The sequence below is a fragment of the Desulfosporosinus sp. OT genome, from assembly GCF_000224515.1.
Lineage (GTDB): Bacteria > Bacillota > Desulfitobacteriia > Desulfitobacteriales > Desulfitobacteriaceae > Desulfosporosinus.
On sequence record NZ_AGAF01000174.1, the window covers coordinates 19,561 to 36,954 of the forward strand.

Consider the following 17,394-nt stretch of genomic DNA (forward strand, 5'->3'; position numbering starts at 1 on the left):
CTTACACTGAATAAAAATGCGGTGCGATTAAATTCACTTGTTTGCCGTATTTGCCACGCACCCCGACAAAGGGGATATTTTGAGCTGTCATTGGTATGACATCATAGCCCCACAATACCGTGTTGTGCTTATTCCAAAGCCACGCATACAGCAGGAACTCCCCCTCAAGTCTGTGGGAGGTCGTGAGAAAGTTTCATTATCCCTTATGTGTGTTATCGCACCAACCGTGCCACCGATTGGTCTAATGGCAGCATTTGTCGCTCCGACTGCCGTAGTGCTCCTGCTTGTAAAGTCTCTATATCAATTGTTTTGTTTCCTTGTTCTGCAAGAACATTACAGCAATCATCATGGCGATGCCCATTATGTCGCTTTGCTTTTCAGCCACATAAGTTTTGTACTCAAAATATTGTGTATGAAGTTGTCAAGGTGCATGGGGGAGGATTTTGCGCCTCCCTCTATATGCCCTGACATTTTGAGCATTGAAACGGAACATGATCTAGAAAAAACTTTTTAAGTATTTTTCTATGGTATGTAAACCTCGCTCTATACCAATACGGACAGCCTTTTCACTAACACCCTCTGCCTTGGCAATAGCGGTCTTGCTCTTACCCATAAAGTAATGAGCATAGATCCGCTTTGCCTGCTTGTCTGGCAGAGAAGCAATAGCAGCGTGGAGCTGTTGACTTGTGAGCTTACGTTCGTAAATCTCATCGGGTGAAAGAGAAATAAATAAGATGTCATGCTCAATTCCATCGCCACGGTCAAGAGAGTAATGAGCTTTGTAGCGGTATTTCTTTCTCTCATATGCTGCTTCAGCTCTTGCAGATTCCTCAAAGATAGTTAATAGCTCGTCAGGTACTTCCGCAAAGATGTCTTGTGTGTAGTGAGGGTAATAATCTTTCAGATTAATTGTTTTCATGGTTTTTACCATCCTTTCGATTTTTGGGTTTGATGAAATCGAAAGGACAGCGGTGGAGAACGGCAGTGAGGCTCTATAAACGTAAAAATGCCCGACTGAGAAAACCTCAATCGGGCATGGTGAATCCTATTTCTTGTTGGGTACTTTTGTATTTCATCTAATAGACCATAGTACGCTTGGGCAGCAGTAAAGCTTTTTTTAATCGCTTACCATTGACAAAGACATACGATAATATAAAGTCAAAAAAGGACACGGTGATACCTCCTAAGATACCGCCGTGTCCTTAAAAAAGGGCGGAATTATATAATAATACCTAAATTGCAAAATGTATTCTAATCTATGTGTGAACCATAGCAACTTGATAACATACTTAACGATTGGTATACTGTTAATTGACATACCTACCGTTCAGTATGTGTGAAAGAAAGGAGCGAAGACATTTGAATACAAAGGAACAGTTATTGCATCAGGCAGTCATCATGTTTGTAGAGCGCGGTTATGATAACACAAGTATCAATGATATAACAAATGCTTGTAATATTACCAAAGGTGCTTTATATCATCATTTTTTGAATAAAGATGAAATTTTCGCCGGTGCAATGCAGGTAATAATTGAAGAAATCAAAAATTGGATTGACGAAAAGATTTCAACTTCAAAAAATATTGCAGAATTGATAAAAGACCTCTTTGATTACTCGGATTATTTTTCTTACAGTAAATATTACGATAATATCAATTCTGATACTTATCTTGTTTTGATCGACTCTATTAAGAAATTTCCGGAGTTTAAAACAAAGGTGGCAGACTATATTTTCAGTAATATTCCGTTAATTGAAGAGAAATTCAAAGAAGCACAACTGAAGGGAGAGGTAAATAAAGATATTGATTCTAGTTCTTTTGCCCTTCATATCTCTGTACTTGTAGAAGGACTTATGTTTGTTTCTGCTATCACAGGAACGGAATCATCCCTAATAAATAATGGGTTAAAAATTGCGGACAATCTTTGGACCATGATAAAGACTGAAGCATGATGGAAATAAGATGGCAGATATGCAAAATCACTAATACGATAGGAGAGTAATGATGTTAGGATCAGATATTAACTTTTTTTACTATTCCGGAACCGGCAATACTTTACTCATAGTTAACGAAATGATAAAAATTTTTTCAGAAAAAGAGATACATGTTCATAGCCATAAAATTGAACATACAGATCCCAAGAAAATTGATACAGGAAAAACACTCGGTTTCGCATTTCCGGTAGCTTTTCAGTCCGCATTTCCCTTTATATGGAATTTTATTAACAATCTGCCGCAGGCAAAAGGAACTTCTGTTTTCATGATAGATACGATGATGGCCTTCTCCGGTGCTATTGTGGGGCCTTTAAAGAAAGTTCTGATATCAAAAGGGTATACTTGTATAGGTGCCCGTGAGATTGTAATGCCTAACAATTGGTTTCCGAAAAAGATAGATGATGAAAAGAATAGAAAAAAAATCAATGACGGTCTTGAAAAAGCCAGAAAATATGCGGAAGAACTTATTGATGACAAAGCCTCTTGGAACCGTATTCCATTTCTTTCAAAAGGCTTGTATCATATCTGCTGCAACGACCTTATGATGAAACGGATAAACCTAGCTGATGGACGAAGAATAACCGTAGATAAGGAAAAATGCCTTAGATGCGGCCTTTGCTCAAAACTTTGTCCTGTAAATAACATTGAAATGAAAGAGTATCCCGTATGGCATAATTCATGTGAAGTATGTATGCGGTGTCTCAGCTTTTGTCCGGTTAATGCTGTATTCATTCCGGGAAAAGAGTTTAAAAAATATCGTGCCGTTAAAGCAAAGGAGCTTTTAACTGAAAGCTCCGGGGAAAGTTAAGGATGAAGCAACAGGCCCATAGGGGCCTGGTACTTCCCGCATATTGACGATTTGGGTCGAAGCACTAATCTACTCCACTTGCGACATTACTAAAATCCTGGACAAGGTATTGGAGGGAAGGATTGGCCGCAGTCGCATCAGATAACCAAAATTCTCTGACGGATGAGGGCAGTTTAAATTGGTCACTGGTGACCAATTTTGTAAGGGTTCTAAAATGGAAATGATTTTTGCACTGTACTGAATCCCCTTATTTTGGATAATTACCTCCAATAGAACTAACTTTGTTGTCGTTAGTAAACTGATAATTAAAGTCATGGTAACTTATTTTGATTAATGTTGTCGGTAAATATCTTGTTTGATGAACTACAAACGGGGTTCCTAAAGTATTCACTACGTCATCAAAGGAAGAGCCAATCGTTATTTCATGAGCGTTGGGATCAACTTTCCCTAAGCTTATTTTTAAGTTGCCATTATTTAGCCAACAATTACTTTATAGTCGCGATCAAAGTTGATATAAAAATTATTTGCATAATCCCAAGAAGGTCCCTCATAGGTCTCCGTTAGGTTAAAATAAGGATCATTATAAAGGGGTGTTCCACATGCTTTAATAACGTCTTCTTTAGTTGAACCAAGGGTTCCGGCGGTGCTGAGTCCACTTTCTTGCCCATTGTAACTTTTAGTTTATTTTCATAATTGGTCCATCCAATGACGTTTCCCTCACGTCCAAGATGAAGGTATACTGTGGAAGTCCCATCGTAAACCATAAGCCAACTATCTCCATTAGAGCTCATTTCGTAATCAGGTTTTCCCATAACCTTTAGTACATCATTTCTGTTTGAATCCAGGGTTATAATAGTAGCTTTGCTTCATCATCTGTAGGATCTACTTCCTTGTAGGCTTCGATTGCTTTAATATAATCTCGCCGGGTAAACAATTGGTTTGCTAGATCAAAACTGGCTTTGGAGAGCTTTAGTTTTTCTGCCTTTTAACCAGTATGTTTTGGTTTCCAGGGCCTGACACTGTAAGTGAGCAAGTAAGACAGTTCCTGGAAATGGAAAAGGAATGGTTAAGCGGTAATTGGAACTTTGCCAAAATTCTGATGATACTTCTTATACCCATTTCATTTACTGCTTTGGGAATAGCATTTTGGAAGCGTAGTTTATGGTTTGGATTATCAGTAGTTGTCTTCATGGCAGTGGCAAAAATGGTTTGGAGTGTAGCATTTGGTGGAGAAGCAGGAAAATCCATCTTTGTACCTGCAATCATTGGTCTGGTATTGGTTTAATTCATCTAGGATTTAAGAAACTCGAAAAAAAGAAAAAGAAAAGTGATATGGCTATGCCATTTTCTAAATGGGGAATTGATTTTATTCAATCCCCATTATATTTTAATATTTCAATTTCAGGCAGCGGAAGCCTTCCGAGAGGTGGTTGCGGAAGTGGGCGACAAGGTTTTGCGATATTGCCCGTATTGACGGAAATTAAGCTGGAATCTTCGCGCTGATTCATCATAAATGTATTCGATCCCTTCTCATTCATTTACTCACTCGTTTATAATAGGAAATATTGCTTTAATAATTCAAACTATTGATTCTATGAAAATCGGATTGATATCGTTTTGGTGAAAACCATACAGGAAGGGAAGTACATCTGTGAAAAAATTAAATGATTATTTATACTCAGGCGATACCGTTCTTAAGATATTACAGAGATATGCTGAGGATTTGAAACAGTCGGCGAAAGATACTCATAATCAGATTGATCTTTTGCACTGTAATTTTCTGCTTCAAATTGCAGAACTCTTGCAGCACAATGAATTCCTGACTTCCCAGTCTCAGCGGATTCGGGAATTCTATAAACTTATGGCAAATGAATATCCTTTTCTTGCCTTTACTTTTAAGGGCCGAATTAAATCTCTGATACGCGCGGAAGCAAAATTTAACGGATATATCGTAGAATATATTTACGAGTATTATATTAAACATGGTGATTATCCGTCTCTTCCTGAACTGAAAAACTATTTAAGCTGTTTTCGGGACCTGATTGCATATAGAATCGTGATTTCTCTTCCCAAATGTCATTTGAAAGAAGGTGAGATTTGTGCGGATGAAGAAAATAAATATCTATATGATGTTGCCAACAAATTGCTTGATTTTCTTGAGGAACGGGGATTTACCGCAGAACTGGCTTCATTTACGGGTCAGAAAAAATCGCCCTTGTTAAGAGAGAGCGTAAGCCCATACTATAGAGATTACGTTGCAAATCCAGAGTCTAGCGGCTATCGTTCGCTGCATATAACATTTTATGATAACATTGCCCGTTGTTATGTGGAAGTACAACTTCGGACAAAAGAAATGGACGATTTTGCTGAAATTGGTCCTGCCAATCATTTAGGTTACGAAAAGCGACAGGAAAGTGAAAGAGTTAAACGAGATGCAATTCCAAAAGGAGGAAGTACTTATTTTGATGATGCTTATGAAAGAGGTATCATGTTGCAGCAGCTTGAATTATCAAAATTGGATGTGAATATGTTTTCGGCAGTGAATAATTCCCTTATTAACGATGGTTGCGGCCTCTACCGTGGAAGACTTATTCTTCCGTACGAGCATCTTTCAAGATTTCAAAATGACCTTATTGATTAATTAATTGATGAGGCCGATGAAAAAGTGGTTAGTGCAGAAATTGCACAGGCGCTTGTCACATATCCCTGGGCAGGCACATACAGTGTAGTGTGGGTGTTAGGAATATATCGCTGGCTATAAGAAGAAACCTGGTGAGATAGGGCACCGGGTTTCTGCTTTTTTTGGATTTTATCCAACATCATGGGAGGAAATATAGGAAAGATGTGGAAATTCATGATTGATGTTCGTAGACAAGCTGATGATTGTTTCACAAAAGAGATTCTTTTGGAAAGGGTGTTTGCTATGCGTTATGAAGGTATTGTTTACCGACCGCCCAGCGAGGCCGACAGTTTGCTTATCCAGGTGACGATTGGTTGTCCGCATAACCGCTGCACTTTCTGCGGAATGTATAGGGCTAAGAAATTCAAGATTCGTCCTGTAGCAGATATCAAAGAGGACTTGAAAAGGGCCCAAGATCTGTACGGAAATGATGTAGAGAGCATCTTTTTCCCGGATGGCAATACGATAGTTATGAAAACTGAGCAATTGGCGGAAATTCTGGAATATGCCGGACAGTTGTTTCCCCGTCTTTCCCGTATGACAATGTATGGCTCCGCTAAGTTCCTGAAACTGAAAACTTTGGCGGAATTGCAACGGTTGCGGGCGTCTGGCTTGACTAGGATTCACTCCGGTCTGGAAAGTGGAGACGATATCGTGCTGGCGAATATTCAGAAGGGTTTTACGGCGGCAGAGATGATTGAGAATGGGCGAAAAGTGAAAGAAGCGGGTATAGAATTGAGTGAATACATTTTAATTGGGATTGGCGGACATGAGCGTTCCCAGGCACATGCTGTGGAAAGCGCTCGGGTACTAAACGCCATCGCCCCGGATTTTACACGTTTACGCACATATAATCCGGTAGAAGGAACGCCTTTGTATGAAGAATACCAGAAGGGTAAGTTCCGGCTGCTGAATCCGCATGCCGCAATCAGGGAGACTCGTCTCCTTGTCGAGAACTTACGGGGACCTGGTCGGCTTATGAGTGACCATATTTCCAACTTTGCCTGGATCAACGGTGAGTTGCCGGCAGATAAACCCACCATGCTTGCTGAACTCGACCGGTTGCTTAATGTTTCAGAAGACAGTTTTACGCGGGCTGATCCCCGTTATTTGTAATCACGTGGTATTCATATCCATCTGTTGAGAGATAATCACCACGCCGGTTGCGCCTTGCTAAGTTCAAGAAGACGCCTTGATAAAGTTTTGCCAGCAGACAGGTTTCGGGTTTGTGTGGTGTGGGGTCACCGGATGGTGGCAGCTTTACCAGAGCCTTCTATTTTCTTACTAAAGCTGATAAACCGGAATTTCAAGTCCAACTGGCTCAGACACAACAAGAACCTGCTGCTGAGGTAACACAGTAAGCCAGGGGCGATTAAATTCTTTGGTCAGGAAAAGAATACGACAACCTACAACCTAGCTCGTATGAACCTGATGATGCATGGAGTTTCATTTAACAACATGACTTTGTCAAATACTGACACACTTGAAAGGGGGATTGGCCCGACGGACCGGAGGCCAAAGGAATTGACCACCCGTGCTCGCTTGATGCCGTGGTCGCCAATCCTCCTTATTCTGCTCATTGGGACAATAGCGAAACGAAATAAAAGATCCGCGTTTTCGAGACTATGGTAAACTCGCTCCGAAAACTAAGGCGGATTATGCATTTATTGGAAGGGTCAAGGATATTGTTTCTTGACTCGTTTTCATTGATAATCCGTTTTAGTGAAAGAAATTTTTATTATCACTAAAAGTCAAGAGCAAGGATCGGCTTAGCAGCCGGTCTTTGTTATATAGTATCTACCATCTACCATTGAGAGGGGCAAAGCGCCTCTTTTTTGTAACCCTTAAAAGGACATTTCCATAAAATGGTAACAGAATCGGCCAAGCTTTTTTAATCTACTTTGGTAGATTGCATTAATGAATGATTATCACCTTACAAGATCGTTCACAATTGTTGAATCTAAGGAGGAAACTTGAATGAATGACCAAAATAATAAGCTTGATGTCCTATTGGTGAGATTTCTCTGTAATCGCCATGGCGATGCTACTATGAATATTGAGCAAATGGGCCTTCTCTATGTTGGCACGTATGCAGCAAAGAATGGTTACAAAGTTCGGATACAAGACAGCCCAAATTTAACCTTTGGTGTTCTTATGGAAATTGTTCAAAATTGCGAACTAAAGGTTATAGGGTTCTACGTTGACCACGAAAATGTTAATGCCACAATGAGTGTCATCAATGATTTGAAAAGTATTGATGAGCATATATTGTGTGTAATCGGGGGACCGCAAGGCTCTGCTATCCCCTGGGACGAACGAATTTTGCAAGAAAGCAAATGTGATATGGTCGTCCGAGGCGAAGGGGAACTAACATTTACGGAACTCCTAAACTGGTTTTTTAAGGGTAAAGGAGATCTGAAATTGATCCCAGGCATCACTTATCGAGAAAATAATCAGATTAAGCGAAATTCAGAGCGGCCTCCTATGCAAAACCTTGATCAGCTGCCCTTACCTGACCATAGTCTTAACTTTGATAGAAAAGAACCGAATGGTTCGGAAAGTCTTATTACCAGTCGGGGCTGTCCCTATCATTGTGCTTTTTGCTTTGAAGGAAAACGGGAATCAGCTTATCGCACCAGGTCAATTTCGAATGTCATGGAGGAAGTTGAAGAACTTTTGAAAATAAGACACCCTGTTTATTTAACTATTCTTGACGATACCTTCACGGTAAATCCGGAACGTGTCTTGGAATTTTGTCATGGAATGAAGCAACTTCGGCAGAAATATTATAATGTTAGGTGGTTTTGTGAAGGCAGAGCGAATTTCATAACAAAATATCCCGAGATTGTTCCAGTTATGGTTGAGGCAGGTTTAATCCGGATTCAAATCGGAATTGAAACTGGAAACCAACACATTTTGGATGCTTATAATAAAAACCTGCGTCTAGAAGAGATACGTGAAACAGTCCGCATCTGTGCGGAAGCCGATGTTTTATCAATTGTCGGTAACTTTATTGTCGGCGGTGCACATGAGAATTGGGAAACGGTAAAAAACAGTAGAAAATTTGCGGAAGAGCTTCTAGAGATTGGCAAAGGCAGGCTGGAATTAACTACGACGATTTATACACCCTATCCCGGTACACCGATGAACGATCATCCGGAAGCGTTTGGCTTAAAAATGCTTGACCCCGATTGCGAGACAGGACCCGGAGACGATTATTGTTTCTTAGAAACCAATGAGATTTCTAAATGGGAAATTATGCACGCTAGACAAATGCTTATAGAGACTATTGGAGCAAAAATGTTCTATTTACTCCCCAGTGTGCCATATGCATTGTTACTTCGCCATTACCAAGCGTTCTATCGTTTGGGAATTAGAACTACCTGGCACAATGTAAGTGAAGGTTTGCCAAATTACCATAGTTATTTTACCAAGTTATTAAAAGGTGATTATATGCATTGGCCCCTTATACCCTCTGGCGAGATTGAAAAATATAAACCCGTGCGCACTATTTTTATTGGAACGAGTCATAACGGGCAATTTATACTGGATCTCCAGTATAGGCAAATAGAGTTGAACAAAATTTCCGGTTTTATCTATGAGCACTGTTATGGCAGACTGACAATTGAAGCTATTATCAGTAGGGTTCAGCAAAAGTATTTTTCACAAGAAGAGCGTGAAGATGTTAAAAAAATGGTACTGGAACTATTTGAGCTATTTGATGCAGAGAAGCTTTGTATCTTTACGAAATATTAAATATATTCCTTCAAAGGATGGACTGGTAATATTTTAGAATGCTTATTGGAAAAAGGAGCAAATCCAAGACAGGCATCATATATTGATACTAGAAAAGGACAAACTAACCAATTTTACCTAGTAAATAACGAGTTGAGGGAGGATAATAATAATGAGTGAAATACCACTGGGCCGCGAAGTAAGCAAGCAAGAGTATGCTGCAATGGTTGAAAAAGGGGAAGTCCTGGCGGATAAACTTCCAGGCTATATGCATTGTCATGGTCAGGTGGGATTACTACCAGTAGCTGCCGCTAGTGCTATTATCGGTATATCAGCAGCTGCCGCTAGTGCTATTATAGGCATATCTGCCGCTAGTGCTATTGTAAGTATATCAGCAGCTGCCGATGTTTCCCATTAAAGTAAGATATAATTATATAATAGGTGATAAAAGGTGCCCTTGGACGATTAACAAGGACACCTCTGTATCGTCTATAGCTTTTCCTTCGCGCACAAATTTCAGGGTTTGCCAACTATTTTCAAAACCGCCATTCTTCAGTCTCACTGTGTTTGCAACCGTTTGACAGTTTATATTGTTAAGGGGATTAGCGATGAAGGGACTCGCGCTGACAAAGTTGCGATTGAGGAATTGGGATTATACCCAGGTAAAACCTTTTTACCTCTTTAATTTTGGTGATGAATGGGAGCTTAAGGTGGAAGTGGAGGAAATAAACTCATATAAGCCGTTGCCTTTAATTCCTCGGGTTATTGGTAGGCGCGGTGAGGCACTGGACCAATACTGGCATGAGTAAGTATTCGAATTGACACTCCCCACAGATGAATCTGGGGGATCCCTGGGGGATTTCAGACGGCGGTCCTTTCTATGCAGCCGGATATTCTGGTCATGGATGAGCCAACTTCTGCCCTTGATCCCAAATCCCGGCGGAGACTGATGGAACTGCTCGGCCGTTTTGAACACCAAAATAATTACCAGCCACGATTGGATAGGGTATATGAATTATGTGAGAGAACCATTGTCATCAAAAATGGTGAAACCGCTGCGGACGGGCCTACTTCAGAAATACTTGTTAATGCTGAATTTGTTAGCGAAGCAACATAAACACCAATAGCTTTTACCTGTGTCATTAAGTTTATCTAAGATGGGGGGGCATAGTGCCTAGAAATACCTATCCGGGTAGTGCTTAGAAATTCACCGATCATCTTCTTTCGTCACACTTTTGCCATGTTTCTTCATTATACTAAAATCAGTATCAGAAGATCGGGAGGATAGGTATGGAAAAATCAAAGTTTGGAATTATTGCCTCATTTATCAGCGTTGTGGCTTTGACCGTTTTACTTTCCTTATTGACTACAGATTTACTTAGAAACAGTGAAATGTCGAAAGAAACGAATAAACCGTTATCTATCAATGCTACCATGACTATCGCTGAAATTGCCGAAAACAATGGAATTAAGGTGTCCTCTTTAAAAGAAGCACTGCTCATAAGGGACGATAAAGATTTAACCAAAACCATTATTGAAATGAACCTTAGCGAGGAATCCACCAAGGCCATGATAACTAAGACCCTAAATTTTGAAGCAGAAGAAGCCTCTAAAAATTTCAAGCTAATCTTTGCAAAGTTTATCTCTTGGATTGCTTTCTTGGTACTCATCTTCCGACTCATAAGGAAAGGTAAAGTCACAACAAAGGCAAGAAAATACTTACTGCTGGGTTCATTTCTTTTATTTGGAGTTATGTTTGGTTCCGATCCCAATTCTATGTCCACCATTACCGATATGGTAACGGGGTATGCCGTTAATGGAATCTTTTTTCCTCCCAGGTTTATAGCGCTAATCATTTTTCTATTTTTCGGATTCCTAGCCAATAAGATTTTTTGCGGTTGGGCCTGTCCCTTCGGAGCGCTACAAGACTTTATTCTCAGGCTAAACAGAGACTCAAAGGATAGGAAAGGAGTTTTTCCCCAGTATAAAGTGTCTTTTGCATTGTCGAATACCGTAAGGATCTTGTTTTTCGTTGTTTTTGTACTGGTTGCTTTTTTGTGGGGTACAAGCATCATTGAAGTTATCAATCCCTTTAACACATTCAATCCGGCGAAACTCACCTATACAGGTATAAGTTTCATCCTGATTATGCTCATTGCCAGCCTTTTCATCTACAGACCCTGGTGTCATTTCTTTTGTCCTTTCGGTTTGGTTGGTTGGATTGTTGAGAAATTCAGTCGATTTAAAATCAAAGTAAATTACAGTTCTTGTGTTGCCTGCGAGGAATGCGCAAAGGCTTGTCCTTCTCAGGCTATGACGGCAATATTAAAACAGGATCAGGTTATTCCTGACTGCTTTGCCTGCGGCACATGCATCAATGCCTGCCCGACAAAATCCATTACCTTTGCATCGGGTAAAACAGAAGAAGTTCCTAAGGATAAATTTATAAAAAAAAAATCTGCGCATTGGAATTCGAAATTATCAATTTAGAGACCAAACAATAATATTAATTAACGGCAAAGCTTCTCTTTTTGCTTACCGCTAAATTTCAGTTGAGATTAACGGGATTCAGACATCGCTGGTACAAGTTATTGTAAGGTTGTTCGGATATTAAGAATCGTTGACAAACAAAATGTTTTAATGTATAGTAACAAAATGGATGCATTTAAATATTTTCAAATAGAGCAGGTGATACACTTCTTGAAGTGTGTGGGCTGGGCTAGCGCAAGAGCCGGCAGCAGGATAAAATACCTGTGGGACTATAATTCTTGTAAAATTATAGTCCCACAGGTATTTTGGTTAAATCGGAGGTGGTATTCGTGAATTCATTTCGTTTTAGCATCATACATAAAAGGAAATTGTTTTGCATAATATTCCTCTTACTATTTTCATTGATGTCTGTGTATTTGCCTCATAGTTTAGTTGAGAGTTCTGAGCACCATAATTATGAAAGTCGTTTAAGTATATTATAAATAATAATAAACTAGCCGCGAATCTGAGAAAATTACTCAAGAAATTAAAGTCATTTGTTAACAAATTATACAGGTTGCCACAAATACTATTTAATAGTGTTGTTTTAGCAACTATTCGCTTAGTTTTATTCAATATGCGATTTATGTACTTTTCTAAAGTGTCTATTCTTCACTTATTTCCTTTCCTCAGTATTTACTTCCATGGGAGTAAATACAAGCACAGTATGAATCACTCTGATTTGTTACCAGTAATGGGTGTCTAAAGTCAGACACTTCATTGCGTAACTAAAATCTTAGGGTGTTTTTTGTTGTGCTTAAATATTAGTGGGAGTGGGGGAAGTCATGGCTATTGACAAACAAAAAGCTGCGTTGAGTTCCGTTTTTGCAGCAATTTTCCTCACATCAATGAAAATTGTAGTGGGTATTTTTACAGGCAGCCTAGGCATTTTATCCGAGGCACTGCATTCAGCGTTGGATTTAGGAGCCGCAGTTATAACCTTTTTCGCTGTAAGGTTATCCGACAAACCAGCAGATGATGAGCATCACTACGGACATGGCAAGATCGAAAGCCTTTCTGCGTTGATCGAAACAGTTTTACTTTTTATAACCTGTGGCTGGATCATTCATGAGACAGTGCAAAAGCTTTTTTTCGGCAAAGGTGTGGAATTGGTTGAGATTCAATGGGGCGTATTAACAATGCTGATTTCAATCATTGTTGATGCTTCAAGAGCGAGAGTTTTAAAGCAAGCTGCTAAGGAACATGGAAGCCAGGCCTTGGAAGCAGATGCTCTGCATTTCAGTAGTGATATTTGGAGCTCATCGGTTGTTGTTGGGGGGGTAGTCTTTGTATGGATGGGTGATTACTTCAACATACCTGTTTTGAAGTACGCAGACCCCATAGCGGCTTTGGGCGTTGCGCTGCTGGTTATTAAGGTGAGCTTCAAGCTTGGTAAAGAGGCCATTGATGTTTTGTTGGATACGGCACCTGAAGGTATGAAGGAAATCATCGAAATGGAAATTAGCAAAATATCAGGTGTTCTTCAGATTAATGAAATCAGGATTAGACCCTCAGGGGCAGTTCGGTATGTCACTGTAAATGTCGGTATTGACCCAAATCAAAGCCAAAGAACGGTTCATACCTTGGTTCACGAAATCAGGAAAACGATTTCAATGAAAATACCGAGGTGTGATATTGTGGTCAGCACATATCCAATTGAGGCAGTTAGAAGTGCTGATACCAGCATGGAGAAGTGCATCATGATTTAACAACGTAAAGACACTAAATAACGATTATTAGGAGGATTGACTATGAGCTCATTTTCAAGATCAAAAAATAGAGGACATTACCCAGATCCGAATCATGGCGGCGGGCATTATAAACGGCCGCATGGCTCGGGAGGAATACTAGGTAAAATATTTGAGGCCTTGACAGGTTCGAAAAGGCATTCGCATTCCAGTTCAAATCGCCACGAAAGATATTCATCAAGACATCATCTCCGTAAGAGTTCATGGTCTTAAGCCTATTTAGACGGGACAAATTATATAAGCCGTCTGAGCAAATAGCTGACTATACCATCGAGAAAACGATAGGGGAAGGCCGATTTGGTATCTGCTATCAGGTTTCTCAGGATCAGAATTCGTATATTCTCAAGCAACTAAAAAGGGGAATGCTGAAGAGAGCTGGAGTAAAGGTTCGGTTTGAGGAAGAAATTCTAAGGAGCTTACAGCATAAGAGCGTTCCTCGGTTTATTAAAAAGATTGAACGTAAGGACACTTCTATGGCTATGTACTTGAATTCAAGGAAGGTAAAACGTTCGAGGACATAATTTATCTTGACAAACACGTGTTTGAAAGAGCAGAGATCTATAAAGTTGGACGCCAACTTGTCGAAATTTTAAAGTACTTGCATTCAAAGAGCATAGTCCATAGAGACATTAGTGTGCCAAATACATTGTATGATGGTCAAAAGGTTAACCTTGTTGATTTTGGGCTTGCTCGTAGGATTAATAACGAGAAATACAGGGTAGATATGGATTTCGCATTTTTGGGAGACTTCCTTCTGCACCTGTATTACTCTTCTTTTGAACTCAAAGGCTTCAAGAAGCGCCCTTGGTATGACGAATTGTTGTTGCAGCCAAAGGAACTGTTACTTTTAAAAAGGCTGATGGGTGTCGATCAAAGGTATACAAGTATTTTTGAATTTGAACATGATTTTTGCGAGACGGTAGAAGCTTATAAAAAAAGGTTGTGTTAAAAGGTGCATTTTGAAGAAATCCTATATGATTTAAGACAGAATCGGCTAGGGAGAAGAGCCTCAAACTGAAAAGCTCGATGGAAGACCTGAACCAATCATCGATTAACCCTCCCCAAAAAATATCCCAAATATTATTGATTTTTGGGAAGATATATGAAGATAATCAATAATTATTCCACTTATTTACTAGTCAGCATCATGACCACTCATTATCACCAAAGCAACAGCCACACGGTCCTCAGTTTAAAAATATTTTAATTAGCGTTGTCCAGGAGGGGCAGGAAAATGGGGACTTTAGATAAGTTGCATAGACAACGAATCCAGTATAGTATCATTTCAACAGGAGGATACTTTCTTGTGTATATTTTGAATAACAAAAGCCCTATTCCCTTATATGCCCAGCTCTATCAACAGATTCGTTCTAAGGTATTATGCGGCAAACTACACCCTGGGACAAAAATGCCCTCCAGTCGCAAGCTATCGCAAGATTTATGCATTAGTCGAAATACAGTGGGAATGGCCTACGACCAATTGCATTCTGAGGGCTTTCTTGTTTGTAGAGCGCGGAGCGGTTTTTATGTAGAAGATCTGGATATCACCGGACTACAAGCTACTCCAAATCAAAATTCCTATGAGCCTATGAGACAAGAGACAGAGCCTGAAACTATCCATTATGATTTTACCTATGGAAGGCTGAGTCCAAAATTATTCCCATTTCTTCAGTGGCAACGAGTAACCAATGAATGTCTTCGTAGCTACAAAGAACAAATGGTTAATTATGGAGAATTTATGGGTGAACGTGGACTTCGAAGAGAAATGTTAAAATATCTTCGGGAGTATCGAAATATCCAATGTAGCATTGATCAGCTCATGATTGCCCCAGGAACTCAACATTGCCTGATGCTTGCAGGTCAACTTCTTAAAACGTCGACTTCCACGATTGCCATAGAAGATCCAGGGTTTAGCGGAGCCTATTTCACCTTTACCAATCAAGGCTTTCGGGTACAGCCTATTCCATTAGATCACCATGGTCTGAAAGTAAAAGCCTTGAGCACTTCCAACACGAAAGCCGTATATGTCACCCCCTCACATCAATTCCCAACGGGGTCTATTATGTCCATTACAAGACGCCTCCGTCTCATTGAATGGGCCAATGAACAAGACGCATATATTATTGAAGATGATTATAGCTCTCATCTTCGATATGATGTAAAGCCCATTCAACCCCTGCAAGCTTTGGCACCTGAAAGAGTCATTTACATCAGCAGTTTTTCTAAAATACTATCTCCAGCCATTCGTGTAGCATATATGGTGCTTCCTGAAAAATTGGCACGAGAAAGTCATAGACTAACCGAAAATTCCCCCTCTCCCGTACCCTTTCTCATTCAAAAACCTCTTGAACTATTCATCCAGCAAGGCAATTGGGAGAGCCATCTACGAAAAATCACTAAATACTTTAAGAAAAAACATGATACCCTCCTCCAAGCCTTGAACCAGGAGTTTGGTGATACCCTTTCTATATCCGGCAAAAATGCAGGCCTTCATCTTCTACTACAAATAAAATGGCCGATGACAACGGAAGAGTTAGTATCACGAGCCTATAAAGCTGGCGTAAAAATACATCCGACAGGTAAACTCTGGGTGGAGTCAGAGAGCAGTCCACATACTAGCATCCTTTTAGGTTTTGGAGGGATCGAACTCGGTGATATTCCCGTAGCCGTCCGCCTTTTACGAAAGGCATGGCTTGATTGATTGGAAGTAAGTAATATTCAATACATTTTTAGCATAAAATCCCCTCTGTATAGAATGGGAAGCATTTATTCCGTACCCTACATAGAGGGGATTTATCTTACTTATATTTGAAATTAACTATTTAATACTTCCATTATTTTTATAAGCAGTACTCTCATACTCCATAATATCAATCGCGTGTGAAACGGCTTCCTCACCAAATATCCTTAGCACAATGTGTAACGCTGCATCGATACCAGCAGAGATTCCCGCAGAAGTGACAATCTTTCCAGTATCAACATAACGTATCTTCTGAACAACATTAATCGTTGAATCGATTTCAGATAGTTTGTCATAAAAATAATGATGGGTAGTTGCCGATAAGCCTTTGAGCAAACCCGCCTTGGCAAGTAACATCGCCCCATTACATACGGAAAAAGTGATTTCAGTATTTTGATTTTGACTTTCAATCCATTTCAAGACCGTACCATTGGAAATAAGCTCAGGACGAACATCTCCTCCAGGTATCACTAGCACATCTGCCGGGGGGCAGTTGGAAAAATCGTAATCCGCCTTTACGATTAATCCATTGGAAGTACGAACATCCCTCCTTTGCTCATTAACTGTAAAAACATCAAAATACTGGCGTGGTGCCATAAGATTCGTAGCCGTAAATACCTCATATGGTCCAGCGAAATCCATCACTTCCACACCATCAAATAAGAAGATACCTACCCTTTTAGTTAGCAACCTCATTAAATTGTAGCCTCCTGACAATCGTTTTTTAATCCCGTGCACGAGATACATCCATATCCATTACAACATAAAATCTGGTTATTAAAAAGGACCAGATTTTAATCTTTCAATAGAGCCAGTTTTCAAAATACGCTTCCAAATGGGTTTCGCCAATGCCTTCACTTCAAAAAAAGCGGAAGGCAAATTAGGCGGCGGATTATGTCCCGTGCTAAATCACTGGTAATATTCATGAAGGGTGATACTCCTCTAGCTCAGCCATTTATTGAAGACGATTCACATCACAAAGGTGAACATCGAGCAATGACAGGGCAGGGGGGAATTCCGAAGTGGCATTACTTTTCGAATTTTGGCAAGCCTTTGACGAAACAGTTGGACCGGGAACCAGGATATTTGGACAATGTTCATGCCGTCCTCTAGCCAGTGAGAGGCTTTAGCGTGCCTGAAATGGGGAGCTCCCCATTTGAGG

Annotated in this window: 18 protein-coding genes, 1 pseudogene and 1 riboswitch; of the genes and pseudogenes, 16 read left to right on the forward strand and 3 right to left on the reverse strand. The window is 40.0% G+C overall.

What is annotated here, in order from left to right; all coding sequences use genetic code 11:
• Positions 1 to 37: 37 nt before the first annotated feature.
• Positions 38 to 514 (forward strand): hypothetical protein, encoded by a 477-nt coding sequence (locus DOT_RS31435; RefSeq protein ID WP_207637053.1) that lies wholly within the window; start codon positions 38 to 40, stop codon positions 512 to 514.
• Here DOT_RS31435 and DOT_RS17005 read toward each other — a convergent pair.
• Positions 497 to 919, reverse strand: coding sequence for a sigma factor-like helix-turn-helix DNA-binding protein (locus DOT_RS17005; RefSeq protein ID WP_009621295.1), 423 nt, complete (start codon positions 917 to 919; stop codon positions 497 to 499). The two genes, DOT_RS31435 and DOT_RS17005, sit on opposite strands and share 18 nt — an antisense overlap.
• 440 nt (positions 920 to 1,359) lie before the next feature.
• On the opposite strand from DOT_RS17005, the gene DOT_RS17010 reads away from it, so the two are divergent.
• Positions 1,360 to 1,950 (forward strand): TetR/AcrR family transcriptional regulator, encoded by a 591-nt coding sequence (locus DOT_RS17010; protein ID WP_040412586.1) that lies wholly within the window; start codon positions 1,360 to 1,362, stop codon positions 1,948 to 1,950.
• 52 nt (positions 1,951 to 2,002) lie between these two features.
• Complete coding sequence (locus tag DOT_RS17015; RefSeq protein WP_009621299.1) at positions 2,003 to 2,800, forward strand: EFR1 family ferrodoxin; 798 nt, start codon at positions 2,003 to 2,005, stop codon at positions 2,798 to 2,800.
• A gap of 560 nt (positions 2,801 to 3,360) precedes the next feature.
• Here DOT_RS17015 and DOT_RS17020 read toward each other — a convergent pair.
• Positions 3,361 to 3,612 carry a hypothetical protein gene (locus DOT_RS17020; protein WP_139024237.1) on the reverse strand — a complete coding sequence of 84 codons (252 nt, stop codon included), beginning with the start codon at positions 3,610 to 3,612 and terminating at the stop codon, positions 3,361 to 3,363.
• 182 nt (positions 3,613 to 3,794) lie between these two features.
• Between DOT_RS17020 and DOT_RS17025 the strand changes: the two genes are divergently transcribed.
• The 12 genes and pseudogenes from DOT_RS17025 to DOT_RS17075 all read left to right on the forward strand — a co-directional run bounded on the left by DOT_RS17025 (position 3,795) and on the right by DOT_RS17075 (position 16,193).
• The gene (locus tag DOT_RS17025) at positions 3,795 to 4,085 is read left to right on the forward strand and encodes a hypothetical protein (RefSeq protein ID WP_050809900.1); all 291 of its coding nucleotides are present in this window, start codon (positions 3,795 to 3,797) and stop codon (positions 4,083 to 4,085) included.
• A 366-nt stretch (positions 4,086 to 4,451) separates the two neighbouring features.
• Positions 4,452 to 5,441, forward strand: coding sequence for a hypothetical protein (locus tag DOT_RS17030; RefSeq protein WP_009621305.1), 990 nt, complete (start codon positions 4,452 to 4,454; stop codon positions 5,439 to 5,441).
• A gap of 282 nt (positions 5,442 to 5,723) precedes the next feature.
• Positions 5,724 to 6,596, forward strand: coding sequence for a radical SAM protein (locus DOT_RS17035; RefSeq protein WP_040412597.1), 873 nt, complete (start codon positions 5,724 to 5,726; stop codon positions 6,594 to 6,596).
• Positions 6,597 to 6,851: 255 nt separating this feature from the next.
• Positions 6,852 to 7,149: pseudogene (locus DOT_RS28815) on the forward strand (N-6 DNA methylase); the annotation flags it as partial.
• A 308-nt stretch (positions 7,150 to 7,457) separates the two neighbouring features.
• A complete protein-coding gene (locus DOT_RS17040; protein ID WP_009621312.1) occupies positions 7,458 to 9,236 on the forward strand; it encodes a B12-binding domain-containing radical SAM protein in 1,779 nt (592 codons plus the stop codon).
• Between the two features lie 151 nt (positions 9,237 to 9,387).
• Positions 9,388 to 9,633 (forward strand): hypothetical protein, encoded by a 246-nt coding sequence (locus DOT_RS17045; RefSeq protein WP_009621320.1) that lies wholly within the window; start codon positions 9,388 to 9,390, stop codon positions 9,631 to 9,633.
• A gap of 190 nt (positions 9,634 to 9,823) precedes the next feature.
• Positions 9,824 to 10,024, forward strand: coding sequence for a hypothetical protein (locus DOT_RS17050; protein ID WP_009621324.1), 201 nt, complete (start codon positions 9,824 to 9,826; stop codon positions 10,022 to 10,024).
• A 71-nt stretch (positions 10,025 to 10,095) separates the two neighbouring features.
• Positions 10,096 to 10,332, forward strand: coding sequence for a cobalt abc transporter ATPase cbio domain protein (locus DOT_RS17055; protein ID WP_009621326.1), 237 nt, complete (start codon positions 10,096 to 10,098; stop codon positions 10,330 to 10,332).
• 173 nt (positions 10,333 to 10,505) lie between these two features.
• Positions 10,506 to 11,705, forward strand: a complete 1,200-nt coding sequence (locus DOT_RS17060; RefSeq protein ID WP_009621329.1) for a 4Fe-4S binding protein — start codon at positions 10,506 to 10,508, stop codon at positions 11,703 to 11,705.
• Between the two features lie 180 nt (positions 11,706 to 11,885).
• A riboswitch (NiCo riboswitch) is annotated at positions 11,886 to 11,979 on the forward strand.
• 550 nt (positions 11,980 to 12,529) lie between these two features.
• Positions 12,530 to 13,453 (forward strand): cation diffusion facilitator family transporter, encoded by a 924-nt coding sequence (locus DOT_RS17065; RefSeq protein WP_009621334.1) that lies wholly within the window; start codon positions 12,530 to 12,532, stop codon positions 13,451 to 13,453.
• Between the two features lie 577 nt (positions 13,454 to 14,030).
• Positions 14,031 to 14,441: a protein kinase gene (locus DOT_RS31925; protein WP_242833858.1), complete on the forward strand. Its 411-nt coding sequence runs from the start codon at positions 14,031 to 14,033 to the stop codon at positions 14,439 to 14,441.
• 285 nt (positions 14,442 to 14,726) lie between these two features.
• Positions 14,727 to 16,193 (forward strand): PLP-dependent aminotransferase family protein, encoded by a 1,467-nt coding sequence (locus DOT_RS17075; protein WP_009621341.1) that lies wholly within the window; start codon positions 14,727 to 14,729, stop codon positions 16,191 to 16,193.
• 117 nt (positions 16,194 to 16,310) lie between these two features.
• On the opposite strand, the gene DOT_RS17080 is transcribed toward DOT_RS17075, so the two are convergent.
• A complete protein-coding gene (locus DOT_RS17080; RefSeq protein ID WP_009621343.1) occupies positions 16,311 to 16,928 on the reverse strand; it encodes a DJ-1/PfpI family protein in 618 nt (205 codons plus the stop codon).
• A gap of 198 nt (positions 16,929 to 17,126) precedes the next feature.
• Between DOT_RS17080 and DOT_RS31100 the strand changes: the two genes are divergently transcribed.
• Positions 17,127 to 17,345, forward strand: a complete 219-nt coding sequence (locus DOT_RS31100) for a hypothetical protein (RefSeq protein WP_009621345.1) — start codon at positions 17,127 to 17,129, stop codon at positions 17,343 to 17,345.
• The last annotated feature ends 49 nt before the right edge of the window (positions 17,346 to 17,394 follow it).